24 protein-coding genes, 1 tRNA gene and 1 pseudogene are annotated in these 24,212 nt (G+C 70.5%); 5 read left to right on the forward strand and 21 right to left on the reverse strand.

All coding sequences use genetic code 11. The features are described 5' to 3' along the window. Positions 1-391: 391 nt before the first annotated feature. Positions 392-1,054 (reverse strand): DUF4097 family beta strand repeat-containing protein, encoded by a 663-nt coding sequence (locus ADK64_RS37745; RefSeq protein WP_053666637.1) that lies wholly within the window; start codon positions 1,052-1,054, stop codon positions 392-394. A gap of 238 nt (positions 1,055-1,292) precedes the next feature. Here ADK64_RS37745 and ADK64_RS49380 point away from each other — a divergent pair, with 238 nt between their 5' ends. Next, a complete protein-coding gene (locus ADK64_RS49380; protein ID WP_053666617.1) occupies positions 1,293-2,054 on the forward strand; it encodes a helix-turn-helix domain-containing protein in 762 nt (253 codons plus the stop codon). Here the strand turns inward: ADK64_RS49380 and ADK64_RS37755 are convergent. Then, complete coding sequence (locus tag ADK64_RS37755; protein WP_199829822.1) at positions 2,044-2,424, reverse strand: hypothetical protein; 381 nt, start codon at positions 2,422-2,424, stop codon at positions 2,044-2,046. The two genes, ADK64_RS49380 and ADK64_RS37755, sit on opposite strands and share 11 nt — an antisense overlap. Further along, positions 2,421-2,680: pseudogene (locus ADK64_RS49385) on the reverse strand (hypothetical protein). The gene ADK64_RS37755 and the pseudogene ADK64_RS49385 overlap by 4 nt, the downstream one beginning before the upstream one ends. Positions 2,681-2,951: 271 nt before the next feature. Between ADK64_RS49385 and ADK64_RS46410 the strand changes: the two are divergent. From ADK64_RS46410 to ADK64_RS37765, 3 genes are all read left to right on the forward strand, one after another. Beyond that, a tRNA-OTHER gene (locus ADK64_RS46410) sits at positions 2,952-3,047 on the forward strand. A 288-nt stretch (positions 3,048-3,335) separates the two neighbouring features. Continuing rightward, positions 3,336-4,610 (forward strand): NAD(P)/FAD-dependent oxidoreductase, encoded by a 1,275-nt coding sequence (locus tag ADK64_RS37760; RefSeq protein ID WP_053666619.1) that lies wholly within the window; start codon positions 3,336-3,338, stop codon positions 4,608-4,610. A 94-nt stretch (positions 4,611-4,704) separates the two neighbouring features. After that, a complete protein-coding gene (locus ADK64_RS37765; RefSeq protein WP_053666620.1) occupies positions 4,705-6,009 on the forward strand; it encodes a cation:proton antiporter in 1,305 nt (434 codons plus the stop codon). Positions 6,010-6,013: 4 nt separating this feature from the next. Here ADK64_RS37765 and ADK64_RS37770 read toward each other — a convergent pair whose 3' ends face one another. The 4 genes from ADK64_RS37770 to ADK64_RS37785 form a co-directional block, all read right to left on the reverse strand. Next, a complete protein-coding gene (locus ADK64_RS37770) occupies positions 6,014-6,670 on the reverse strand; it encodes a response regulator (protein WP_053666621.1) in 657 nt (218 codons plus the stop codon). Beyond that, positions 6,667-7,404, reverse strand: a complete 738-nt coding sequence (locus ADK64_RS37775; RefSeq protein WP_053666622.1) for a sigma factor-like helix-turn-helix DNA-binding protein — start codon at positions 7,402-7,404, stop codon at positions 6,667-6,669. The genes ADK64_RS37770 and ADK64_RS37775 overlap by 4 nt, the downstream gene beginning before the upstream one ends. Before the next feature lie 347 nt (positions 7,405-7,751). Further along, on the reverse strand, positions 7,752-8,075 hold the full coding sequence (locus tag ADK64_RS46415) for a hypothetical protein (protein ID WP_053666623.1): 324 nt from the start codon (positions 8,073-8,075) through the stop codon (positions 7,752-7,754). Between the two features lie 88 nt (positions 8,076-8,163). Then, positions 8,164-9,615, reverse strand: coding sequence for a DUF6851 domain-containing protein (locus ADK64_RS37785; RefSeq protein ID WP_053666624.1), 1,452 nt, complete (start codon positions 9,613-9,615; stop codon positions 8,164-8,166). 213 nt (positions 9,616-9,828) lie between these two features. On the opposite strand from ADK64_RS37785, the gene ADK64_RS37790 reads away from it, so the two are divergent. Next, complete coding sequence (locus ADK64_RS37790) at positions 9,829-10,731, forward strand: aromatic prenyltransferase (RefSeq protein ID WP_063790015.1); 903 nt, start codon at positions 9,829-9,831, stop codon at positions 10,729-10,731. A gap of 240 nt (positions 10,732-10,971) precedes the next feature. On the opposite strand, the gene ADK64_RS37795 is transcribed toward ADK64_RS37790, so the two are convergent. The 14 genes from ADK64_RS37795 to ADK64_RS37860 all read right to left on the reverse strand — a co-directional run bounded on the left by ADK64_RS37795 (position 10,972) and on the right by ADK64_RS37860 (position 24,015). Continuing rightward, positions 10,972-12,300: an MFS transporter gene (locus ADK64_RS37795; RefSeq protein WP_053666625.1), complete on the reverse strand. Its 1,329-nt coding sequence runs from the start codon at positions 12,298-12,300 to the stop codon at positions 10,972-10,974. Positions 12,301-12,555: 255 nt separating this feature from the next. Further along, complete coding sequence (locus tag ADK64_RS37800) at positions 12,556-13,482, reverse strand: RNA polymerase sigma-70 factor (RefSeq protein ID WP_053666626.1); 927 nt, start codon at positions 13,480-13,482, stop codon at positions 12,556-12,558. A gap of 232 nt (positions 13,483-13,714) precedes the next feature. Beyond that, positions 13,715-15,232, reverse strand: coding sequence for an MFS transporter (locus tag ADK64_RS37805; protein WP_053666639.1), 1,518 nt, complete (start codon positions 15,230-15,232; stop codon positions 13,715-13,717). Positions 15,233-15,408: 176 nt separating this feature from the next. Then, complete coding sequence (locus ADK64_RS37810) at positions 15,409-16,317, reverse strand: aromatic prenyltransferase (protein WP_063790016.1); 909 nt, start codon at positions 16,315-16,317, stop codon at positions 15,409-15,411. A gap of 133 nt (positions 16,318-16,450) precedes the next feature. Beyond that, positions 16,451-16,843 carry a nuclear transport factor 2 family protein gene (locus ADK64_RS37815; protein ID WP_053666628.1) on the reverse strand — a complete coding sequence of 131 codons (393 nt, stop codon included), beginning with the start codon at positions 16,841-16,843 and terminating at the stop codon, positions 16,451-16,453. Between the two features lie 6 nt (positions 16,844-16,849). Continuing rightward, positions 16,850-17,731: an aromatic prenyltransferase gene (locus tag ADK64_RS37820; RefSeq protein ID WP_053666629.1), complete on the reverse strand. Its 882-nt coding sequence runs from the start codon at positions 17,729-17,731 to the stop codon at positions 16,850-16,852. Between the two features lie 14 nt (positions 17,732-17,745). Beyond that, positions 17,746-19,017: a cation:proton antiporter gene (locus ADK64_RS37825; protein ID WP_053666630.1), complete on the reverse strand. Its 1,272-nt coding sequence runs from the start codon at positions 19,015-19,017 to the stop codon at positions 17,746-17,748. A gap of 148 nt (positions 19,018-19,165) precedes the next feature. Beyond that, a complete protein-coding gene (locus ADK64_RS37830; RefSeq protein WP_053666631.1) occupies positions 19,166-19,819 on the reverse strand; it encodes an undecaprenyl diphosphate synthase family protein in 654 nt (217 codons plus the stop codon). Between the two features lie 32 nt (positions 19,820-19,851). Beyond that, entirely contained in the window at positions 19,852-20,118 is a 267-nt protein-coding gene (locus ADK64_RS37835; protein ID WP_053666632.1) for an acyl carrier protein, read from the reverse strand. 30 nt (positions 20,119-20,148) lie between these two features. Then, complete coding sequence (locus tag ADK64_RS37840; protein WP_053666633.1) at positions 20,149-21,162, reverse strand: beta-ketoacyl-ACP synthase III; 1,014 nt, start codon at positions 21,160-21,162, stop codon at positions 20,149-20,151. Beyond that, positions 21,159-22,166 (reverse strand): AvrD family protein, encoded by a 1,008-nt coding sequence (locus tag ADK64_RS37845; RefSeq protein WP_053666634.1) that lies wholly within the window; start codon positions 22,164-22,166, stop codon positions 21,159-21,161. Before ADK64_RS37845 ends, ADK64_RS37840 begins: the two co-directional genes overlap by 4 nt. A 72-nt stretch (positions 22,167-22,238) precedes the next feature. Further along, positions 22,239-22,655 carry a nuclear transport factor 2 family protein gene (locus ADK64_RS37850; RefSeq protein ID WP_053666635.1) on the reverse strand — a complete coding sequence of 139 codons (417 nt, stop codon included), beginning with the start codon at positions 22,653-22,655 and terminating at the stop codon, positions 22,239-22,241. 22 nt (positions 22,656-22,677) lie between these two features. Then, on the reverse strand, positions 22,678-23,274 hold the full coding sequence (locus ADK64_RS37855; RefSeq protein WP_053666636.1) for a flavodoxin family protein: 597 nt from the start codon (positions 23,272-23,274) through the stop codon (positions 22,678-22,680). 30 nt (positions 23,275-23,304) lie between these two features. Further along, on the reverse strand, positions 23,305-24,015 hold the full coding sequence (locus ADK64_RS37860) for an AAA family ATPase (RefSeq protein ID WP_078993097.1): 711 nt from the start codon (positions 24,013-24,015) through the stop codon (positions 23,305-23,307). Positions 24,016-24,212: the final 197 nt, after the last annotated feature.

A 24,212-nucleotide genomic window follows, 5' to 3' on the forward strand; every position in this document is an offset into this window, starting at 1 on the left:
GCTTCGGCCTCGTCGCCGCCGGCGCCAGGACCGTCGAGGTCCGGGTGCAACGTCTTCTGCGTGTCAGAGCCGTGTCAGTCCACCCTGGCACCGTCATACCCGTGAACGGCACCGCGGGACACCGCGAAAGCCGCGACACGAGGAGAGGTGCCCGGAGCGGCTCCACGCAGGTTCGAATCCTGCCCTCTCCGCCACACCACCACACCAGCCCCACCACCGAGAACCACCGGCTCGCAAAGTCAGCGCAGGGTGGCGAAGACCTCGGCGCCCCCGGCGTGGACGGCAGCCGCACCGTGGTTGCGGCGGAGCGCCCGGCCGAGGCTCGCGCGGGTTCGGCGGGTGTTCCGCCCTGTCGCGCCAAGCCCGGCCGGACCGTGCTGGTCGTGCTCCATCACAGGCTGCGGGCGGTGATGTCGCCGCAGGACGTGGTGGCGCGGATGTCGAGCCCTGCGGTGCCGTCGTTGCGCAGGGCGTTGCTGACCCGGCCGTAGGAGGTGCCGGCGTCCAGTGCGGCCGAGACGCCCGCGGTGGCGCCGACCGAGATGTCGCCGGACTGGGTGCGGAGCACGACCGTGCCGCTCACCGCCTCGGCGATCCGGATGTCGCCCCGTGCGGTGCTGATCTGCGCCGGACCGCCCAGCCGGCCCACCTCCACGTCGCCGTCCGTCGCCGTCAGGCGGACACTGGCGGCCTCGTCCAGCTTGATCCGGCGGTACGCGCCTTCGAAGGCGACGTCACCGAGGCGGCCGACCGTGCGCAGTTCGGCGCTGGCCGCCCTCGCCTCGATGCAAGAACCGGTGGGCAGCTTCACCGTCACCTCGACCGCGCCGGACGGGCCCAGGTACTGGTTCTTCAGCGGACTCCCGATCCGCAGGACACCGTCGGCGTACTCGACCGTCGTCTGCTCGGCGGCCTTGGTGTCACGGCTCTTGGAGGGGTTGGCGGGCAGGACCTCGACCGTGGTGTCGGCCCGGTCCGCGGCGATGAACTGGACGCGCCCGGCGGGGATGTCCAGGACGGCGGCGACCGGGGCGGGGGTGTCGAACTTCAGCATCATGCTCTCCCGTGTTCGTTTCCTTGTTTCCGACGAGAGAAACGCTACGTTGCGTTCATGAAGCTGGCAACCAATTCGTTGCGCATAAACTTTGTTTCCGCAGGTCATCGTCTGGAAATCGTTGCAACCGACTTGAGCGTAACGCAACGATAGCCACTTCGATCATTGCAATGGACAGGAAGTGAACGCTATGGTGGGGGCTCAGGGACCGTCATGAAGGATCAGCAAGGAGATCGCGATGCCGGGAGGCAGGCTCACCCAGCAGGAACGCCAGCAGATCGCGCTGGGGCTGGCCGACAGCCTCCCCTACGCCGAGATCGCCCGGCGCCTGGAGCGCCCGACCTCGACCATCACGCGTGAGGTCATGCGCAACGGCGGACCCACCGCCTACCGCGCCGAGCTGGCCCACCGCGCCACCGAGCGCCGTGCCCACCGGCGCAGGCAGACCTCGCCCCGGGACCCGCAGACGCCCCCGCAGGCCTACGGGCGCGACGCCGAGGCCGTGCGCGAGTACGAGGAGATGCTCACCACCGTCTTCGTGCAGTCGGGCACGCCCAGGATGATGGCGCGGGTGATGGCCTGCCTCTGCCTCACCGACGCGGGCAGCATCACCGCGTCCGAACTCGTCCGGCGTCTCCAGGTCAGCCCGGCGTCCATCTCCAAAGCGGTCGCGTTCCTCGACGAGCAGGGCATGATCCGCCGGGAACGCGACGAGCGCCGCCGCGAGCGCTACGTCGTCGACGACGACGTCTGGTACGAGTCGATGATGGCCAGTGCCCGCGGCACCGCCCACGTCGCCGAAACCGCACGGCAGGGCGTCGGCATCCTCGTCCCGGGCACCCCGGCCGCCGCCCGCCTCGAGAACATCGCCCGCTTCCTCGACTTCGTCTCCGAGAGCATCTCCCGCGCCGCGGAACAGGCCCGCGAAGTCCTCCACACGAAACCCGAACCGGCCTCGGACGGCATGGCCGGGCCAGGTGAGGTGCCGGTCAAGGGGTGAGGCCGAGCACGCGGACCGGTTCGCCGGCCCGGCGGTCGGGGTCGGCGGTGGCGATGACCGCTCCGTCGGGGCGGTCCGCCGTGGGCTGGGCCGCGTGCTGGGCGTGGGCCGCGGCCCAGGTGTTCCGCCGGGCCGGCGCCGGGGCCGCGGGGAGGTCCAGGTCCACGACGGTGATGCCGGGCAGGGCGGCGAGGTGCTCCGCCGTGCCGGGGCGGGCGCGGTCGGCCTCGACGAGCGCGCAGGCCGGGGCGTAGAGGTACCAGCCGGGCTCGGCGTGGGCACGGTGGAGCAGGCGGGAGACGAGGACCTCGCCCCGGCCGGCCGCGGCCATCGCGGTGTCGTCCAGGACGATGTGCACGGCATCGCTCACCGCGCGGCCGCCCGGGCCGGCCGGCGGTCCAGCTCGCTGTCGAGGTCCTGTTCCTCGTCCGCGCTCGGCGCGTCCCGTCCACTCCCGCAGGGCGGCGCGGGCCTGTCCGGCCCGCTCGGCCCGCTCGGCCCGCTCGGCAGGGGTGAGCAGCGTCGCGGCCAGCCGGGCAGGCGCGCAGCGACATGCCCTCCGCCGCCGCCATCGCGGCGAGCCGGTCGCGGGCCTCCTCGGGGATGCGGACATCGGCGTCGGGCATCACCTGGCTCCCTTCCGCACCTCCGGGGTACGGGCACGTACCCGTATTCGCCCGCGTCTCAGTGGGTCACGTGCGCCGCCTTCGCGGACCGCTCCTCGAGCGTCGCCCGGCAGTCTGCGCGCGTGGCCACGCGGCGGGCTCGTCCGCACCGCCGACCGAGGTTCCTGGAGGAGGGCCGTGAGGTCGGCGTCGGACCAGTGGCCGGCGCGTCAGGCAGGCGTCAGGCAGGCGTCAGTCCGCCCTGGCACCGTAATCCATGTGAACGACACCAGGAGAGGTGCCCGGAGCGGCTGATCGGGGACCAGGGCAGCAGCCCGAAGTCGGACCCCCACAAGGGTCCACGCAGGTTCGAATCCTGCCCTCTCCGCACATCACGCACCCGCGGGAACAGGGCCTTTCGGCACTCGGCCGGCTTCGCCGTCCGCCAAGTCGCCGACAGGCCCTGCCCTCATGCCCGTACCAGAAGACCCGCAGCGCCGGACCGCGCTCCGGCCGACGGCACCGGCCGGAGTTCGAAAACGTGCTGAGCAATCTGAGCGATGACAGCGTCTGACCGAAACCTGCACCCTGGTCGGTGAACGCGCTCTGCGGGAGCGGAAGGTGCTTTCACGCCACTCCTGAGTGCGGCCGAATCCAAAACTGGGGAAGGTCTCGCATGTCGCCCACTCTGCCCGGGGTTACTGACGATTTCGACGTTATCGTGATCGGCGGCGGGCCCGCCGGTGCGACCACCGCGGGGCTTCTCGCCAAGCGCGGACACCGGGTTCTCCTCCTCGACCGTGAGCGGTTCCCGCGCTATCACGTCGGGGAGTCCCTCATTCCCGGTGTCATGGTCCCCATGGAGGAACTCGGCCTGGTCGAGCGCATGGAGGCGAAGGGATTCGAGCGCAAATACGGTGGCACCCTGGTCTGGGGCAACAACGAGGTGCCCTGGAACTTCTCGTTCACCACGGGCGGCCGTATTCCCTACGCCTTCCACACGCGCCGTGCCGACCTGGACGCGCTGATCCTGGACCGGGCCCGCGAACTGGGAGTCCTCGTCGTGGAGGACGCCACGGTGAAGGACTCCATCGAGGAGGACGGCCGCGTCGTCGGCGTCCGCTACAACCTGCGCGGCCTCAACGCCAGTCACGAGGCCCGGGGCCGCCTGGTCATCGACGCCTCCGGCCAGGCCCGGGTGATCGGCCGGAAGTACACCGAGGTCAACTGGAACGAGCAGCTGCGCAACGTCGCGGTGTGGACGTACTTCGACAACTGCCACCGGCTGCCCGGCGACGAGTGGAGCAACATCCTCATCGAGGGCACCGCGGACGGCTGGTTCTGGGGCATTCCGATCGACAAGGGCGTCTTCAGCGTCGGTTATGTGACGCGTTCCGAGGTCGCGAGCGGGTCCGACAAGTCCCTGGAGGATCTCTTCCAGTCCGAGATCGCCTCCACCACCAAGCTGAAGGACATTCTCAAGGACGCGACGCAGGCCGCCGGTTACCGTTCCGCGCGCGACTGGTCGTACACCCAGGACCGATTCCACGGAAACGGCTGGGTGCTGGTCGGCGACGCCGCGGCCTTCGTGGACCCGCTGTTCTCCACCGGTGTGGCGCTCGCGACCCTGGCCGGCAGCACCCTGTCGAAGGTCGTCGACCAGATTCTGAACCACCCGGAGATCGAGGAGAAGGCGCTCGACCGCTACTCCACCGCGTACCAGGACTTCTTCCACGACATCCGCCAGTTCGTGGAGGGCTTCTACGACCGTTCGAAGACCAAGGGCTTCTATTTCAACCTGGCCCAGGACATCAACGACCCGGACCGGAAGAACGACGCGGAGGTCGACTTCGTCAAGCTGATCTCCGGGCTCAGCGGGCGGGCCGGCGGGCTGTTCGAGCTCGACGTCGACGACCTCATCGCCGACGCCACGGCTGTGTCCGCCGACTGACGCCGGGCTCTTCGGGACAGCCGGCCGGAGCGGACGACGCGGGTGCGGCAGCCTCCGGGAACCGGGGGCTGCCGCACTGCTGGGGGGCGCGACCATGCCAAGCCATCAGATCGAGATGCTCTTCCTCGACCTCGCGTTGATACTCCTGCTCGCCCGGGCGCTGGGAACGCTGGCCGCGCGGACCGGCCAGCCTCCCGTCGTCGGGGAGATCCTGGCGGGTATCGCGCTGGGGCCCACGCTGTTCGGCGCGGGCCCGGTCCACTGGCTCTTCCCGGCCGACGTACGGCCGCTGCTCACGGCGCTGGCGTCGGTCGGCGTGGCGCTGTTCATGTTCACGATCGGCCTGGAGATCGAGCAGGGGGCGCTGCGCGGCGCCGGCCGGGTGACCGCGGGCGCCGCGATCGGCTCCACCGTGGTGCCGTTCCTGCTGGGGACCGGCATGGCCGTGTATCTGCTGCGGGGTCACCCCAGCCACAACGCCGCCATGTTCACCGTGTTCGTCGGGCTCTCGGTGTCGGTGACCGCCTTCCCCGTGCTCGCCCGGATCCTGGCCGACCGGCGGCTGTCCACCACCTCGGTGGGCGGTCTGGCGCTGGCGACGGCCGCCGTGGTGGACGTGGTCGCCTGGGTCGCGCTCGCCGCCGTCCAGGCGGTGGCGGGCGGCGGCTCGGGACACTGGCGGGTGGCGCTGGTGGTGCCCTTCGTCGCCGTGCTCGTCCTGCTGGTACGCCCGCTGCTGCGCCGGATCCTGCTGCCGGGCGGTGTCGCCGGGCCGCTCGGCCCCGGGCAGCTCGTCGTGGTGCTCACCTCGGCACTGCTGTGCGGGGCGGCGACCGAGGCGATGAACCTGCACTACATCTTCGGGGCGTTCCTGCTGGGTGTGGTGATGCCGCGGGACGCCGCCGCCACGGCGCTGCGGGCCACGATCCATGACCGCACCACCCAGATCACCGGTTTCCTGCTGCCGGTCTACTTCGTGGTCAGCGGCCTCAGGGTCGATCTGGGCGGCCTGGGACCGGGCGCGTTCGCCGATCTCGCCGCGATCCTCGTCGTCGCCGTGGCCGGGAAGTTCGCCGGCACCTATCTGGGCGCGCGCAGCCAGGGGATGCCGGGCCGGCCGGCCGCCGCGCTGGCGACGCTGATGAACACCCGGGGGCTGACGGAACTGATCATCCTGGGTGTCGGTCTGCAACTGGGGCTGCTGGACGAGAGGTTGTACTCCCTGATGGTGGCCATGGCCGTACTGACCACGGCGATGACCGGCCCGCTGCTGACGCTGGTGTTCCGCAAGCCCGACGCCGCGTTCGCCCGGGTCGTACGGTCCGGGCCGCAGCCGCACACACCGTCGCCGCACCGGGCGCAGTCCGAGTCGGCTCACCCGGCCGAGGCCTCCTCCTGACCGGTCAGCCGCGGTGCGGGGCGACCAGACCGCACTCGTAGGCGAAGCTCACGAGGTGGACGCGGCCGCGGGCGCGGAGCTTGGTCCTGGCCCGGTCGATGTGGGACTTCGCGGTCAGCGGGCTGATCACCATGCGGTCGGCGATCTGGTGGGTGGACAGTCCCCGTGCGACCAGGGCGACGGCCTCGCGCTCACGCCGGGTCAGCTCGTCGAGTCCTGCCGCGGCGGGGACGTGCGGCGGCCGGGCTACGAGCCGGCTCAGCACCGTGCGGGTGACGGAGGGAGCGAGCAGGGCGTCGCCGCGCGCGATGACGCGCAGGGCGTGCACGAGGTCGGCGGGCGCGATGTCCTTGACGAGGAATCCGGCGGCGCCGGCCCGCAGCGCGTCGAAGACATGGCTGTCGCAGCCGTCGCCGGTCAGGATGACGACGCGCGTCCGGGCCGGGGCCGCGACGATGCGCCGGGTCACCTCGATGCCGTCGACGACGGGCAGCGTCACATCGGTCAGCACGATGTCGGGCAGCCGTCGGCCGGCCAGCCGCAGCGCCGTCGCGCCGTCGGCGGCCTCGGCCACCACCTCGATGTCGTCCTCGGCGTCGAGGAGCGCGCGCAGGCCGCTGCGCAGGACCGGCTGGCCGTCGGCGAGCAGGACCCGGATCACGCGGCCTCGTCCTCGCCGTCGAGGTCACGGGGACCCGTCACCCAGCGAACGGTCTGTATGCGCCCGTCGAGGACGTCGAGCGCCAGGGCCCCGAGGAGGGTGCCGCCCCGGTCGCGGAAGACCGCGCCCGGGCCGCCGTCCACGTCCTCGGGCCGCAGGGTGACCCCGACGCGCACCAGCGCCGGGACGATCGCCGCGAGCACCCGGGCCACGTGGTCCGCACCGACGATGTGCCCGGGCCAGGGCAGCGCCGTGCCGCCGGCGTCGCTGCGCGCCGCCACGGAGGCGGCGAGCTGGCGGCACGCGGCCTCCGAGCACCCCACGGCCGACGCGATCCGCGCCGTGCCGCATCCGAAGATCTCCCGCAGGACGAAGACCGCGCGTTCGAGCGGGGAGAGCCGTTCCAGCAGCAGTACGGCCGCCGTCGACAGCGACTCGGCCAGTTCCGCCGGCTGCTCCGGGTCCGGGAAAGGGTCCTCCGGCAGCAGCCCGGCAGGCCACGGACCGGCGTACTTGTCCTGCCGTGCCCGGGCCGAGCGCAGTACGTCCCTGGCGACGCGGGTGACCTCGGCCGACAGGAACGTCCTGGCCGAGGCGGGCGGGGTGGGGGCCCTCGCGTAGCGCAGCCAGGTCTCCTCGACCGCGTCCTGGGCCTCGCTCGCGCTGCCCAGGATGCGGTAGGCGATCGAGAACAGCAGGGACCGCAACTCCTCGAACTCTTCGATCCGGCTCACGCGAGCCCCTCCTTGAACACGACGGATAGCGCCCGCCCCCGCTCGCCGTGGGAGAAGCTCTGCCCCGTGGTCGGCACCGCCGCCCGGTGGCGGTATCGGCTTTCGCTCCTCCCCTTCGCACATGCCGTCACTCACGAGACGAGACAGCTCCGGCACAAGTGACATGGAGCACGAGGGGAGTGGGGAGGAGGGCCGCCCCGGGGGGACACAAGTGTGTCGCACCCGCCCGCCGACGGGGGATGGGGGCGGGCGGGCGCGACGCCTTGCACAGCCACCCTAGGGGCGGCGCCGGCGCGCGTCCCGTGGGCGCCAGGGGGCTTCGAGCGCGGCGGGAGCGAGGGTCGAGTTCAGGCCGCCGCGCCGAGGCCTCGCGGGTCCTGCCGCTCGTACTGACCGGCGTACACCGCGAGGAAGGTGGCGAGCCCGCGCACCCCGCCGCCGCCCGGTCCGAGCCCGGTGACCGGGATCGACCGGCCGAGACCGGCCGACAGCGCGCTGTACGCCCGCAGCGCGTCGGCCGTCAGTTCGCCGAGCGGGGGGTGGGCGGGGCCGGTGTCGAGGGCGGGGGCACGGTCCGCGGCGCCGGCCAGGCAGCGGGCCTCGGCCCAGGCCCGGCAGGCCAGTTCGGCACGGCGCGCGGGCTGCTCCGGGGTGGGCGTGGCAGGACTCATCGGCTTCCTCTTCCGTCGGCTGCGTTCGTCTCCTGCTCCGGGCCAAAAGCGCGCGACGGGCCGCCGCGTGCGCGGGACCGTGCCGGGGTCAGTGCTGGACGTCGCCCTTGATGTGCCGCTGGACGAACTCGTAGGCCAGGTCGCCGAACCGGGCGCCGAACGGGATGGACCGCTCGACGGTCTCCTTGAAGGCCACGCCGGCCCACACCCGGCTGTCGGCGCAGTCGTTCTCGAAGGCGGTCCAGGTCTCCCAGGTCAGCTTCAGGTCGCCGGCGGGGACGAGCCCCGGTTCCGTCTGCGCCGAGCCGGCGGGGAAGGCGTGCGTCCAGTCCAGGACGTCGTCGCCGAGGAGGCGCCGGGCCGCCTGTGCCTGGGCGGCGCACAGGGTGGTGAAGGCGGACGGGTACTCGGGGTGGTTGCCCTCGGGCAGGTAGCTGGTCCACTCGTCGGCGGGCAGGTCGGTGACGGTCCCCTTGCCGGGTCCGCCCCAGGCGGTGACCGGGGCGCTGCCGTACACGTGCTTGATCGCGCTGAACGGGCGTACGGCGTCGTGGGCGTGCTTCTGGTGCCAGACGGCGATCAGGTTGTCGAACCGGGCCAGGGCGGTCGTGACGAACAGGTGGGCCCAGCCGTCCAGGTCCAGGTCGTGGGCCAGGGCCGCGGCGCGCGGCGCCCAGGTGAGGGACACCGGGGAGTGCTCGAAGAACTCCGCCTTCACCTTCTGCTCGTCGGTGAGCGCGGCCGACGCCCGCAGGACCTCGTCCACCGAGCGCTGGTAGGCGGCGTCGGTGTGGTTCAGGTGCTCGGGCGCGGCGAGCTCGAACTCGCCCGGGTCCTTGAAGGTGATGGGCTTGACCAGCCGCAGCTGCGGGGTGACGAACTGCTGGACGGTGAAGACGCCCTTGTCGCCCGGGCCGCCGCCGACGCGGCGCTGGTGCGGTCCCAGCGCGGGCTGCCAGCGCGAGGGGTCGACCAGTTCGTAGGCGGTGTTCACGGGCTGGTAGCCGGTGTAGTCGGCGTACGGCCGGCCGTTGTAGGTGCGGCCCAGGTCGCCGAGGTGGTTCATGCCGTCGTCCAGGCGGGCCGCGACGACGGCCTTGCCGGCGATGTTGCCGATGCCGACCGGGGTGGTCGGGTCCTCCGACTCGTCGTCGGCGTCCAGGCCGAACGCGGTCATCGCCATCCGCATGACGGGCGCCCGCTCCTCGAACACGGCCTTGACCACCTGGTACGAGGCGTGCAGGCCGGCGATGTTCTTGTTCCGGTTGGTGGCGGACTCGGCGGCCGGGCGGCGCTCGATGCGGGAGTACACGCCGACCGCGGTCGGGTGGTAGGGCGCCAGCGCGTCGAACCACGACATCTGGAACAGGAGGGTGATCCAGGTGTAGATCGTCGTGTCCCCGGGGGCGATGGCCTCGGCCGGGGGAAAGCCTCCGCCGCCGTTGGTGGTGATCAGGTCCCGGATGAAGTTGCCGTTGTCGAAGTCGAAGGCGATCTTCGGGGCGGCCGATGCGGCGGGTGAATGGCCGGACGTCGTCATGGGTGTGTCCTTTTCTGCAAAAGAGGGGGAATCCCGCACTTCACCCCCTGGAGGGTAACCGCGTCCACTCGAGACCCAGTGGAAATTCGCTATATTTCCTGGCCAGGCGGATGTCAATGGGCAAGGCCCATCATTAACTTGACAGAGTAAGTACCCGGCGTCGATCCTTCAACGGAGCGGCGAGCTACCGAGATTGACTCTGGAGGAAGACGAATGACCGGGACAGAGGACCTGGAGAATCTTTACTCCGTCATGGAGAAAACGGCCGGCCTGCTGGACATCACGCCTTCGCGCGACACAGTCTGGCCCATCCTGACCGCGTACCAGGAGTTCATTCCGCAGGCTGTGATCGCTTTCCGGGTGGCCACGCGCAAGACGGGCGAGCTCGACTGCCGCTTCACGGCGTTTCCCCAGGGCTTCGACCCGTACGCCCACGCGGTGTCGCACGGTCTCACCGCGCGGACGGACCACCCCGTCGGCTCTTTGCTGGCGGAACTCGAGGAACGGTTCCCCATTCCCTATCACGGTGCGGACTTCGGTCTCGTCGGCGGTTTCACGAAGACCTGGACGTTCTTCCCGATCGACAACCTGCAGAAGTTGTCGGACCTTGCCGACGTTCCGTCCATGCCGAGCAGCCTGGTCGGAAACCGCGAGTTCTACGCACGTTACGGCCTTGACGACAAATTCAGCATGGTCGGGATCGACTATCCGAGCAGGACGGTCAATGTCTACTTCGTCGGGGCACCCGCCGAGTGCCGCGAACCGGAGACGATCCGCGCGATGATGCGCGACATCGGGCTCCCGGAACCGAGTGAGAAAATGCTGAAGCACGCCCGGCAGGCGGGTGGTATCTACACGACGCTGAGCTGGGATTCACCGGAGATTCAGCGGATCACTTTTGCCGCGCTGCTTCCGGACATCCACGACCTGCCCGCGCGCTTCGACGTCGATCCGCGGGTCGACATGTTCGCGAAGAACGCTCCGTACACCTACGGCGCCGTCGGCAAGGGCCTGTACAACGTCGCGTCGTACGCCGGCGGGGAGTACTTCAAGCTCCAGACGTACTACCAGATCAGCGAGGGCTCCGTGGAGGGCAAGGGGCTCCTCGGCAAGTGACGGTGTGACAGGCGGGGGCCCCGGGCGCGATGTGGTGTGCCGGGGCCCGGTGGGCTAGAGTGGATCTTGAGCGCGGTGCCCGGCTCCGGGTGAAGCGCACTGCGTTGGTGGTCCAAGGAAAGACGTCCCGCTTCCTGCGGGGAGATGCAGGTGCAAGGCCTGCCCGGCGCTCGGTGAGGACCCCGCCCCCGTATCGGGGGGCGGGGTCCTTCTTCGTGCTCTGTGCGGGCGGCCGCGCGGTCACACCTGCTCGGGCGTGGGGGTCGGCAGCGGCCGCGGGACGGCGTGCGGCTCGGCCCGGTGCTCCTGGGTGCGGGCCCTGAGCGCACGCGCGGCCAGGATGCACAGCGCGACGGGCACGGCGAGGACGAACAGGACGGTGCCCAGGCTCCAGTGCGCCCTGACCATCAGGCCGCCAAAGACGCCGCCGAACACGGGACCCAGCTTCCCGACGCTGTTGGCCCAGCTGATGCCGGTGGCACGCGCGGACTGCGGGTAGGCGACCGCGGCGATCACCTGGAGTGCGGAGTTGGCCGCGGGAAGGCACAGCCCGAGGACGAACGCCCCGGCGAGCAGCGCGGCGAACTGCACGGTCCACAGCGCGGCGGCCCCGAGGACGAGCACGCTCATCCCCCACAGACCCACCAGCACCCGGAACCGGTCGTAGCGCTTGAGGGCGAAGGACACGGCGAGCTGTCCCATCAGGCCGCCCCAGCCGAACACCGCGACGGCCACGCCGGCCTGTGCGGACGTCAGCCCCGTCCGCTCGGTCAGCAGGGGCAGGTAGCTGAGGATCACGGCCATGACGCCCAGCCCCACCAGGAAGCACACCCACAGCAGGGCCGTGGTGCGGGCGGTGCCCCGGGACAGGATGACCCGGGACGGGGGCCGTCGGGGCCCCGGCGCCGCGGCCCGCTCCAGGACCACGCCGCAGACGTCCTGGTCCGGCACGACGGCGGCCAGGAGCCGCCGCACCTCGGCCACGGGCCGACCCCGGGCGGCGAGCACGCTCGCGGACTCCGGGACGTGTCGCAGGAGCGCCGGGATCAGCAGGAGCGGGGCGAGCCCGCACACCGCCAGCAGCGTGGGCCAGCCGTACGCGGGGACGAGGACGGAGGAGAGGACGCCGCCGACGGTGGTGCCGGCCGTCACCCCGGTGAAGGCCAGCGCGACCATCTGGCCCCTGCGCCGTGCCGGTGTCCAGTCGGCGACCAGGGCCATCATCGTCGGCAGGACCGCGCCGAGCCCGAGGCAGGCCACGATCCGCAGTGCGGCGAAGGGGGCGATGCCGTGCGTGAGCGCCATGGCGGCCGTGCCCAGGCCGAAGACGGTGAGGCCGGCGACGGTGACGCCCTTGCGCCCGTACCGGTCGGCGAGCGGGCCGACGACGGCACCGCCGACGACCATCGCCAGGACGCTCAGCGTCACGGTGGCGGTGATCGCGGTGTCACCGGTCCCCCACTGCTTGTTGATCTTGGGGTAGACGAAGGCGGCGATGACGGCGTCGAGCCCTTCGGCGACCATCATCAGCAGGCCCACCACGACGATGCGCCACTGCCGGCGGCTCATCGGATGGCGGTCGACGAACTCTTGTGGACTCAGGCGGGCCGAAGCATCCGCCGTGGTCGAGGCATCCGTGGTCACGGACGGACCCTTTCCGTGCGAAGGTACGGGGAAGGTGCGCAGGCAGCAGGAGGTGTCCCGCGCGAAAAGGGGGGTCGTCCACGTCCCGGGGCGAGCCGCTCGCCGGGTACCGGCAGACGCCGAAAAGGCCACGACGAACGGGTCGTCGTGGCCGGGGTGGAGCAGGGTGGGTTCGTGCGCTCAGTCCACCGTGGAGCGTCGTGCCAGGTTCGCCTCGCGGCTGACCGCCCAGGCGTCCGCCACCGGGCCCAGGTGCCCGAGCTTGTCGGGGTTGGTCACCGAGCGGATCGTCTGGATCTGCCCGTCGAGGACGTCGAGGGTCCAGGTGGTGAGAACCCGTTCGTCCCGGTCGCGGAAGATCGCGCCGGGCTGGCCGTTGACCTCGCGTGCCTCCAGCGTCACATCCACCCGTACGAGCGTGGGGATGATCGAGGCGAGCAGCCGGGCCACGTTGTCGGCGCCGCTGACGGCCCGTGCCAGCTGCGGGGTCTTGCCGCCGCCGTCGCCGACCATCTGCGCGTCGGCGGCGAGCAGTTCGCGCAGGCAGTCGACGTCGCCCTCCCTGAGGGCGAAGAAGAACCGCTCGGCGAGTTCGTCGCGCTCCTGGCGGTCGGCCTCGAAGCGGGGGCGCTCGGCGGCCATGTGGCGGCGGGCGCGTACCGCGAGCTGGCGACAGGCGGCCTCGGAACGGCCCACCGCCGAGGCGATCGCCGGGAAGTCGAAGGCGAAGACCTCCCGGAGCACGAAGACCGCCCGCTCCAGGGGGCTGAGCCGCTCCAGCAGGATCAGGGCCGCCATCGACACCGAGTCGGCCAGCTCCGCGGAGCGCGCCGGGTCCTCGTAGGGATCGGTGAGCAGCGGCTCGGGCAGCCAGGGGCCGACGTACTCCTCGCGCCGGACGCGGGCCGAGCGCAGCACGTCGATCGAGATGCGGGTCACCACGGCCGAGAGGTAGGACTTGACCGACCCGGGCTGGGTCGGGGAGGCGTCGAAGCGCAGCCAGGTCTCCTGGACCGCGTCCTCGGCCTCGCTCACGCTGCCCAGGATCCGGTAGGCGATCGAGAACAGCAGGGACCGCAACTCTTCGAACTCTTCGATCCGGCTCACCGCACGCTCCTCTTCGAATCCGAGCTTGGATCCAGGACTCCAGGACGGACGGGCCACCTCTCCGGCCGAGCTCCACCCTAGAGGCGCAGACGCCTCAAGTCCGTTGCGCACCAGGGATGTTCGAGCGCGGCTGTAGCAAAGGCCGAGTGGGGCGACGACGCGGCCGGCGATGCCCGGATCTCCCCGGGGCATCGCCGGCCGTCGGACCCGTGGGTCCGGGTCCGACGCACGGTCAGGACCGTGCCACGCTCTCCTCGGACGGCTGCTGGGCGGGGGCGCCCGCCGGGGCGGGCAGGGGGCCGCCGCGCAGCAGCAGGGCGGACAGGACGGCACCGGCGCCGAAGATGGCGGTGCACCACCAGAACACCCTCACGTCGCCGTGGATCGAGGCGAGGCCGATCTGTTCCAGGCTCGGCTTGCCCTGCGCGTTGCTGCTGAGCCAGTCGGTGGCGGCGGTCGCGGCGATCGTGTTGAGCAGGGCGGTGCCGATGGCGCCGCCCAGCTGCTGGCCGGTGCTGATGAGCGCCGAGGCGATGCCGGCCTCCTGCGGCGCCACACCGTTGGTGCCGGCGCTCAGCGCCGCGCCGTAGATGAGGCCCATGCCGAGGCCGACCAGGACCAGCGGGCCGAGCAGGTGGGTGGCGTAGTGGGAGTTCGCGTCGATCTGGGTCAGCAGCGCCATGCCCGCCGCGCTGATCAGCAGACCGCCGGAGATCAGCGGCCGGGGTCCGAACTTCGGCAGCAGCCTGGTCGCGCCGAGGCCGGTGCCGATCGGGGTGATCGCGATCATCGGGAGCAGCGCACAGCCCGACTTGATCGCCGAGTAGCCCAGGTTGGTCTGCATGTAGTAGACGAGGAACATCAGGATGCCGAACAGGCCGACGCCGACGAGCAGCACGGTGACGTAGGCGGCGCTGCGGGTGCGGTCGAGCACGATCCGGGGCGGCAGCAGCGGGCTCTTGGCGCGCGTCTGCCAGGCGGAGAAGGCGATCAGCAGGACGACACCGAGGGCGATGTAGCCCCATGTCGAGCCCTTGCTCCAGCCCTCGTGGGCGTGGGAGAAGCCGAACACCACGGAGAACATGCCGCCGGAGGCGAGGATCACCCCGGGCACGTCCATCCTGGCGCCGTTCTTCGGCTGGTTCTGCAGCAGCGACAGGCCGCCGAGCAGCGAGATGCCGGCGAGGAGCAGGTTGACGTACATGCACCAGCGCCAGTTCAGCCCGGACGTCAGCGCACCGCCGATGATCAGGCCGAGGCCCGAGCCGCTGGCCACGACACCGGCGAAGATGCCGAAGGCCTTGGCCCTCTCCTTCGGGTCGGTGAAGGTGGTGGTCAGCAGGGCCATGCAGACCGGGGACAGCATCGCGGCGAACACACCCTGGCAGGCGCGGGCCGTCACCAGCATCTCGAAGTTGGTCGCGGCGCCGCCGACGGCGGAGGCGACCGCGAAGCCGACCAGGCCGATGAGGAAGGTCTGCTTGCGGCCGATCAGATCGGACAGCCGTCCGCAGAACATCATCAGACCGCCGAAGGGCAGCGCGTACGCGGTGACGATCCACTGCCGGTCGGAGTTGCTGAAGTCCAGCGCCCTCTGTGCCGAGGGGAGTGCGACGTTCATGACGGTCAGATCGAGGCCGATCATGAGGTAGGCGGTGCAGATGACGGCGCCGATCAGCCACCGCCGCCGCGCGTCCGCAGCCGCCCCCGAGCTCGGCCCAGCCGCGGCGGCTGCGCTCTGTGTTGCCATGATCATCTCCTTGTTCCACGTTCCAGCGAACGGACTTGAGGCGTCACCCCTATGACGAGACACGGGTCCCGCCTGTGACATGACGGCCGAGCGGTCCGGCCGGGAGTCGACGCGGGGCGGCCGGCGGGGCGTGTGCCGGTGTCCTCCGCCGCGGTGGGGGGTGACTCGGATGGACGTCAGGCGTTCGAGGTGAACACCTTCAGCAGGGCGGGCGGGATCTGGTAGTACGCCGCGAGGTCGAGGTGGTCGCCGACGGGCGACCACTTGACCGCCGAGGCGTTGATGCGCTCACCGGTGTACGTGTAGGGAGCGCTGCGCACGAACTGTTCGAGTCCCGGATCGATGCGGGCGGGCAGGGCCGAGGGGTCCAGACCGGGAGAGGGCATGGGGGCGAAGGAGATCCGCTGGATCTGCGAGGTGTCCCAGGTGAGGGTCGCGTAGACCCGGTACGACGTGCAGGCGTACGCCAGCATCCGTTCGTCCGGGTCGGGCAGTCCCAACTCGCGCAGCAGGGACAGGATCGTCTTGGGGGCGAGGTCGCCCGCGACGTCGGACGGGAGCTGGAAGTACAGGTTCACCGACTTGCGCTGGTAGTTGATGCCGACCAGCGCCACCTCGTCCAGGCCGTGGCGGGCGAAGAGCTCGGCGTTGTCGGCCACCGCGCGCGGCATGGACGGGATGTCGGCGAGCCGCGACACCTTCTGCAGACTGCGGGGGAACTGTGCGTAGACCTTCTTGAAGCCGTCGACGATTCCGCAGTCGATGAAGTAGTCGTCGACGGAAACGATCTCCTGGAGGTCCGGGAGCAGGGTGCCGACGGGATGGCCGGTCCGCGGAAGAAGGCCGTTCGCCAGCGCCCGGGCATAAGGGCCTTCGGTGCCCGGGGACACCTGGACGGTGTATTCGAGATCTCCCACCTGGCCCGCGTCGACCTGCGCGCTGAAAATGATCGCGCCGTCCGTGAGTGTGTCACGGAAGGCGTCCAGGATCGGCCAGACCTTGTCACGCGAGAAGGACGCTCCCACCAGTCGGGCGGCTTCTTCGATGGCTGCGTACAGCGTTTCTGCCTCAGTGCCTTGAGACATCAATACTCCAAGTATTCTGCGTCAGCCATTGATCCCGCAGGAATCTCGTACTTCGTCGCCCACCGAAGATAGCGCGGGGCCGCTTGAGATCCGCTGGACCTTCACTGACGCTGGGGATCGGTATGGTCGTCGGTCAGTTCTTGGCGGCGAAGATCCTCAAAAACGCGGCGGTGTCGACGTATTCCGTGAACTCCGCGATCCGTTCACCTTCCAGCCGGAAGATCGACACCCCCCGGTTGCGGTAGGTGCCGCCGGCGAGCAGTTCGGTCTCCAGGGACCAGGTGGCCAGCATCTTGTGCGGGTCGCCCATCGGTTCGGTGTCCCACGTCACCCGTGTCTCGCCGAACAGAGCGAAGAACTGGCGGAGCCCGGCCACGATGGCGGCACGGCCGGTGAACGCGCCGGGAACGCCCTCGGGAGTGACCGGAACCCGGTATACGGCGTCCGCCGTCCACAGGCGCTCGAACGCGTCGATGTCCTTGGCCTGAAGAGCACGGTAGAATTCCTGCACGATCTTTTCATTCATGGGTGTTCACCTGAGAATCTTTCCCAGAACTTCCCGCTGCAGCGGCCCGAACTGGTAGTACGACCCGGCGTTGAACCACTCGTCGCCGGCCGACCATTTGACGATCGAGATGCTGAACCGCTCGCCGTCGTAGGTGTACGGAGTGCCCGTCACGAACTCCACCATCTCCGGCTCCACCCGGGACCGGATGACCGGCAGATCCAGACTGCGCGCGAAACTGATCCGTTCGATCACCGAGGAATCCCAGCCGAGGGTGACATAGACCCGGAATGCCTTGCGGGCGGATTCCACCAGTTCTTCGTCCGGTTCTGGCAGTCCGAGGTCGCTGAGCATCGACGAGATGGTCTTCGCCTCGAGGCCGTCCGGGAAGGTGAAGTACGGGTTGACAGTGCGGTTCCGGTAGTCGATCGCGATCATCGCGACGTCGTCCAGGCCGTGCCGCGCGAAGAACGCGGCGTTGTCGGCCAGGGCGCGTGGCATGGAGGGGGCGGCGGCGAGTTGTGCCACCCCCTGCACATCACGCGGGAAGTGCACATAGATCTTGTTGAATCCGCCGATCACTCCGAAGTCGATCAGGTGTTCGTCGACGCGGACGCGCTCCCCGAGGTCCGACAGCAGGGTGCTCACGGGATGGTCCGTGCGCGGGACGAATCCGTGCGCCAGCGCATGGGCGTAGGGATCCTCGATCCTGCGGGGCACCTGGACGGTGAGGTCGAGATCTCCCGCGTGGCCCTCGCCGGCCGACGCGCTGAAGATGATCCCGCCCTCGAACGGCTCGAAGGCGTTCAGGATCGGCCGGACCGTGCCGGGCGAGCAGGACAGGTTCAGCAGCCCGGCGGCTTCCTCGATGGCCGCGTACACCGTTTCGACGTCGGTTGATCCGGACATGTGTCCTCCTCGGGTCAGGCGGTGGTGCTCACGGTCCCGGCCGTGCGCGCGGACGCCTCGGTCGACTCGGGCAGGTCGTCGTCCCGCGTCCGGCCGAGGATCCAGCTCAGCAGCGGGCCCGCCATCGCGGTCGTGACGACGGCCATGACGACCATGAGCGAGTACAGGTCCGGGCCGAGGAAGCCCAGTTGCAGACCCACGTTCAGGACGATCAGTTCGGTCAGGCCGCGGGTGTTCATCAGCGTCGCGAGTGCGGCGGACTGCCTGAGCGGCATCCGGTTCAGCCGGGCGGCGACGAACGCGCCGGTGAACTTGCCGCCGACGGCCACGAGCAGGATCAGCCCCAGCGCGCCCAGCCCGCCCAGGTCCAGCCCGGACAGGTCGACCTGGAGACCGGCGACCAGGAAGAACACCGGCAGCAGCAGGGTGCCGCTCAGCTGGCCGAGGCGTTCCTGTACGTCCGCGCGCAGCCGCTCGCTGCCGGTGCGCGGCAGGATCACGCCGAAGAGGAACGCGCCGAAGATGTAGTGCAGGCCCACCCACTCGGTGGCGGCGGCGGACAGCAGCAGGCCCACCAGGACGCTCGCGAACACGGTCGGGGTGAGCGTCGGCGCGGGCCGGCGCGCCACGAAGCGGGCCAGCAGGGGCCGTACGACGAAGAGCATGCCCGCCAGGTAGGGGATGGCGAGCAGGATGCGCCACTGGTCGGGGCCGGCCGAGCCGGTGATGGCGACCACGGCGGCGAGCAGCGACCAGGCGAGGACGTCGTCGATGGAGGCGCAGGCCAGGGCGACCACGCCGAGCGGGGAGCGGGTCATGCGCCGGTCGGTGAGGATGCGGGCCAGCACCGGGAACGCCGTGATGGACATGGCGATGCCCATGAAGAGCATGAACGCCGTTCTGTCGCCGGTGCCGTAGTCGTCCATCAGGTACAGCGCCAGGGCCATGCCGAGGCCGAACGGCAGCAGGATCGAGCTGAACGAGACGGTGGCGGCGAGGCTGCCGCTGCCGCGGATCATCGCCGCGTCCCACTCCAGGCCGACGATGAACATGAAGACCGCGACGCCGACCGCGGCCAGGGCGCTGAGCAGCGGGCGGATGCTGCCCGGGAACAGGGCGTCGCAGAGGGCACCGTGGAACAGGGTCGGTCCCAGCGCGATACCGGCGAGGACTTCGCCGATCACGGCGGGCTGGTTGAGCCGGCGGGCCAGGGCACCGAGCAACCGCGCCAGGAGCACGATGGCGGCGAGGCCGAGGAGAAGGGACGAGGTCTGATGGGTGTTCATGACGAGGGGTCTCCGTTGGGTGGGCCCGGGCCGCGGAGTGCAGGTTCTCCGTCGCGAAAAGCCAAAAAAAAGGGGGAACCCCGGTGACCGTCCTGCGTGGTCACCGGGGTTCCCCGGGGGGCACCGCCCGGTCAGGGCCGCCGGGCACTCAGACCGGGTAGCCGCCGAAGCGCCGTTCCCGCGCCCGGAGGTCCTTCAGGGCGGCGTCGAAGTCGGCGCGCGTCATGTCGGGGAACAGGCAGGGGGAGAAGTGCAGTTCGGCGTAGGGCGACATCAGCGGGAAGAAGGACGACATCCGGATCGCGCCGCCGGTGCGGATCAGGTAGTCGACCTGGGCCGGCACGTAGGCGTTCTCGGCGAGGATCTCCTCGGTGAGCTCCGGGATCTTCCCGTTGAGCTTGTTGAAGATGCCGATGACCTCGTGCTGGAGGGACATGCCCAGGATGTAGTGCAGGGTGAACTCCGCGTCCTTGGCCGACTTGTCCCGCAGCTCCTCCAGTTCGGACAGGTGCGGGGCGGAGACGAGGTCGAGCGACCCGGAGAAGTCGAAGGCGACCGAGTCGTGGACGCGGCGCACCACGTCGTTGAACGCGTTCATGAACGTGGTCACCGCGGCCTCGGGGCGGCTGTGGTTGGCGGCGGAGGAGGCCGTGATGCAGAGGGTGGTGACACCCTCCTCCCTGGCCCAGCCCATGAACTCGATGAGCTTGTCCCCCATCGCAGCGTAGCCGTCGTCGAGGGAGACGCCGTGCGCCCGGGACCAGCGGCGCATTCCGTCCGGCAGTAGCATCAGGGTGGTCACCGTGTTCTCCTTGCATTGCGGGTGAGAGCGGGTCAAATACGCGGCGATGATGAGCTGTTCGCGGTCTTCTCGGACACCAGCTCGGCGGCCTTGGCAGCGGTCCCGGCGGCGGCCAGTTCTTCTCCGCTCACGTCGACGCCGCACTGCTTCGTCAGGATGACGCCCAGCTCGATCAGGACCAGGGAGTCCAGGTCGAGGGTCTGGAAGTCCGTGTCGCCGGCGGTGTCGGCGGGAATGTCGAAGTGGGTCTTGAGAAGGTCGAGCACGGCTTCGGGCTCAAGCAGGATGCGGCTCGTCATGGTGCTTCCTCTCCAAAGGAACGGCGGCTGTCAGGCGAGGGCGATCCCCGGCCAGGTGAGTGCGACCGAACCCCACGTCAGGCCGGCCCCGAAGGCGGTCAGCAGCAGCCGGTCACCGGCCTGGAAGCGGCCCTGTGCGGCGGCATCGGCCAGGGCCAGCGGGATGGAGGCGGCCGAGGTGTTGCCCACCTGGTCCAGATGGCGCACCAGGCGCTCCCCGTCCACGCCCAGTTGCTTGGCCAGCGCGTGCAGGATGCGCAGATTCGCCTGGTGGCCCACCACGTGGTCGACCTGGCCGACGCTCCAGCCCGCCTGGGCGAGCACCGCCGACGAGGACTGTGCCATGCGGCGGACCGCGTGCACGAAGACCTCTTTGCCGTGCATGAAGAGGTACTGGTCGGCCGGGTCGGGCGGACGGTCGGTGGAGCGGTGCCGGGAGCCGTTGCCCGGGATGCCGACCAGTTCCTTGAGGGTGCCGTCCGCCCCCAGGTCCACCGACACGATCGCGCCGGGCTCGTCGGCGGTGCCGCGGCGCAGCACCACGGCACCGGCGCCGTCGCCGAAGATCACCGCCGTGCTGCGGTCGGCGGGGTCGAGGAAGGGGCGGAAGGTCTCCGCACCGATGACGAGAACGCGCTCGGCGTACCCGGCCACCAGGGCGGCGGACGCGGTGGCGAGCGCGTAGACGAACCCCGAGCAGCCGGCCGAGACGTCCAGGGCGGCGATCGTGCCGAGACCGAGCCGGGCGGCCACGTCCGGGGCGGTGGCCGGGCACTGGGTGTCGGGAGTCGCGGTGGCCACGATCACCATGCCGATGTCGTCGGGTCCGGCCGTCCCCGCCGACTTCAGGGCCCGGTGGCCCGCCTCGACGGCGAGGTCGCTGGTGGCGACGCCGGGATCGGCCCAGTGTCGCTGCCGGATGCCGGTGCGCTGGACGATCCACGCGTCGCTGGTGTCCATCCGGCGGGAGAGTTCTTCGTTGGTCACCGTGCGCGGCGGCACATGGGCGCCGAGCCCGGCGAGCACGGCGGCGGGTTCACTCATCGCCGCTCACCTCCCCAACTGCGCGGCTCTGTCGAGGAGTTGAGCAGGTGTACGACGGAGGCCCGGGCCTGTACGCCGTGCAGGGCGCCGCTCAGCTCGACCGATCGCCAGGTGCCGGACACGGAGGGCAGCAGCCGGGCCTGCCCGAGCCGGGCCGTCACCACGTCGTCGCCCCCGACCGGTACGCTCGCGCCGGCCGTGACGCGGGTGCGCCGCATCCAGAGGTTGTTGCTGTCGGCCCGGTCGACGCCGTCCAGTGTGTAGAGCAGGACCTGGCCGAGCTGCATGGCGGCGACGAAGGCGTCGATCATGCCGGCCTGCGCGTGGTCCCGGGCGGCCTCCGCCCCGTCCGGGACCAGCGCGACCTGAGCGGACGCCTGGAGGTTGTCCTCGCCGTCGCCGGTGACGTTCACCCCGGTGAGCAGCTGCTGCCGCGCACGGTGCGGGACGCCGAAGGGCCGGTCGTTCCAGGGCCCGGGCAGGTCTTCGTCGAGGTCGTACGCCGCGCCGGTGCCGGCCGGGCGACGGCCCGCGCTGTGCACCGCGTGCAGCCGGGCCGTGAGCGAGCCGATCCGGCAGTCCAGGGTGGTCGACCACTGCTCGCCGGCCGTGTCGGCGGCGACGAGCCGGCCGCTGACCGGAAACTTCTCCAGGCCCTCCTCGTCCGGGCTGGAGCCGGCCTTCATGTCGACCGAGCGCACCTCGAAGCGGGCGTTCGGGCCGAGCCCGTGGGTGTGGGCCGCGTACAGGCCGGTGAGCCGGGCGGCGAAGAGCATCACGTCGATGGTGCTGAGGTGGGGTTTTTGCTGGTGCTCGCCCTTGCGGGACCACAGGGCGGGGATGGTGACATGGGCCGTGGCGTCGATGCCGGCGGTGCCGTCGGCGCCCGGTGACACCGTGAGATCGGTCAGCGAGTGTTCGACCCGTTTGAATCCCTCGCCGAGGAATCGGCTGTCGCGCGGGCCGAGGAAGTCGTCGATGGACGCGAGTTCCAGGGATGGCACAAGCGCTCCTGTTCCCGCCGAAGAACCACCCCTCCGAGTCCGGCGGCGGGAGCGGTCAGCGCGCTCGCCGCGTCATGCGGTGAAGGCTTCGGCGATGGCGTAGCTGTCTTCGTACATGTGGTAGCGCGTGATCTTCCCGTCGACGACGGAGAAGTGCAGCGCGTAGGCGTTGGTGAAGGTCTTCCTGGTGGCCAGGACACCGAAGACGGACTCGGCCGTGAGCACCGCGTGCGGCCCGTCGACGAGGCGGGCGTGCAGGGTGAAGGCCTGAGGCGCCGTCAGCACCTTCGGGAAGGTCTCGAAGAACTCCGAGATCTCCTTTCTGGTGGAGCGGGTGCCCGTCCAGGGCACGTCGGGACTTCCCGCCACCCGGAAGTCCACCTGTTCGGCGAACAGCTCAAGCAGGCCTGGCAGATCGCCGGACGCGAACCTCTCGAAGAAGGAGTCCACGGTCGCCCCGGTTTCCGTCTGCTGCTGCGCTGTCGTCATGTCAACTCTCTTTGCTCGTCGGCTACTTGGTTGCCAGGGCGGCGCGCCCCGCGAGGTGGACGGCCGTCAGGTGGGCGACGCGCTCGCCGAGGTGCACGGCCGTGGCGATGTCCGCCTTGTGCACCTCGTCGGCGGGCAGGTCGCCCGGCAGGGTGGCGGCGGCGCCGTTGAAGTACCCGAGCCGGTTCAGGTCGTTCTCGCTCTCGTGGCTGAGGTGCCAGCCCGGGAGCAGGCCGAGGCTGACCCAGATCATCCCGTGCTGGGCGCCCAGGGTCGCGAAGTAGCCGAGGGTGGAGTCCTTGTCGCCCGCCTTGCAGGCACTGATGGTGAACCCCGACCCGAGCTTGTCCTTCCAGGCCTGCCGCCCCCAGCGCTTGTTGGTCGACTCGGCGAACGTGTGGAACTTGCCCGACGCCGAGCCCATGTAGGTGGGCGCGCCGAAGACGATCGCGTCGGCGTGGTCGAGGGTCTGCCACTTGGTGTCATCCATGGCGTCGACCGTCACCATGGTCACCTGGGCGCCCTCGGCCTCGGCACCGGCTCGGACAGACTGCGCGAGCACGTCGGTGTGGCCCCTGCCGGAATGGTACGCAATGGCGATGGTGGGCGGCTTTTCCATCGGTTGTTCTCCTCGGGATGCGGGGGCAGCTCACGTGCGTGCCGGGACCCGCTCGTGTTCCATACGGAAGTCCTGACGGCCGTACTCCTGCCCGGCCAGTTCGATGGCCTGCGCCGTGCTCATGACCGGCGTCCAGCCGAAGATCCCGGCGATGGTCTCGAGCCGCTCCGCCATGGAGCCGCTGACCACGTGGTAGGGGATCCGGAGTTCGTCCAGCGTGGCGAGGAGCATCTCGTCGATGGTCGCGCGGAACTCGTTGTTCATCGGCCGGTGCCCGTCGGCCGTGATCGGCAGTTCGTGCCGCAGGTGGACGTAGGCGTCGTAGGTGGCCTTCACATGCTGTTTGAAGGCCTGCCCGTACTGCTCGACGACCTTGCCGAAGAAGACCATCTCCTCCGGCGTGGTGGTGGCGAGGCCGTTCGCTCCCTCCGCGGTGGCGTTGGGGTTCATGCCGTGGCGCAGCCGGCCCACGCCGTACAGCCATTCCTGCAGGGAGGACCCGTCGGAGACGAAGTGGTCCCCGAGCAGGGCCTCCTGTACGGCGCGGCCGGTGTGGCGGCGCATCGTGAGCTGGAGGAACTGCGCCGGTGTGATGTCCGTGAGCTTCAGGCCGGGCAGGGCCTGCGGCATGATCTCCCGGATGGTCCGGGCCAGCGAGCGCGGAACGCCGGTGTAGTGCGACAGCGCCATCACCGTCGACGTCTTGCCCGAGGAGTAGGTCCCGGACACGGATATCTTCATGGGTTCTCCAGCTCCGGGGCAGTGCCCTGCCGACCGAGGGCACTGCCGCACACGGCGACGGTCGCGCAGGGTGTGCGCGAGGAGTCCTTGCCTCAGCCGGTCACGTGGTTTTCGTGGCGGTGAGGATGGCCTGGACGGGGATGACGTCGGGCGGGATGTCGGCGGGGTTCTTGGTGATGGCCTGGGTCACCTTGAAC

It is taken from the genome of Streptomyces sp. MMG1121 (assembly GCF_001280015.1).
Lineage (GTDB): Bacteria > Actinomycetota > Actinomycetes > Streptomycetales > Streptomycetaceae > Streptomyces.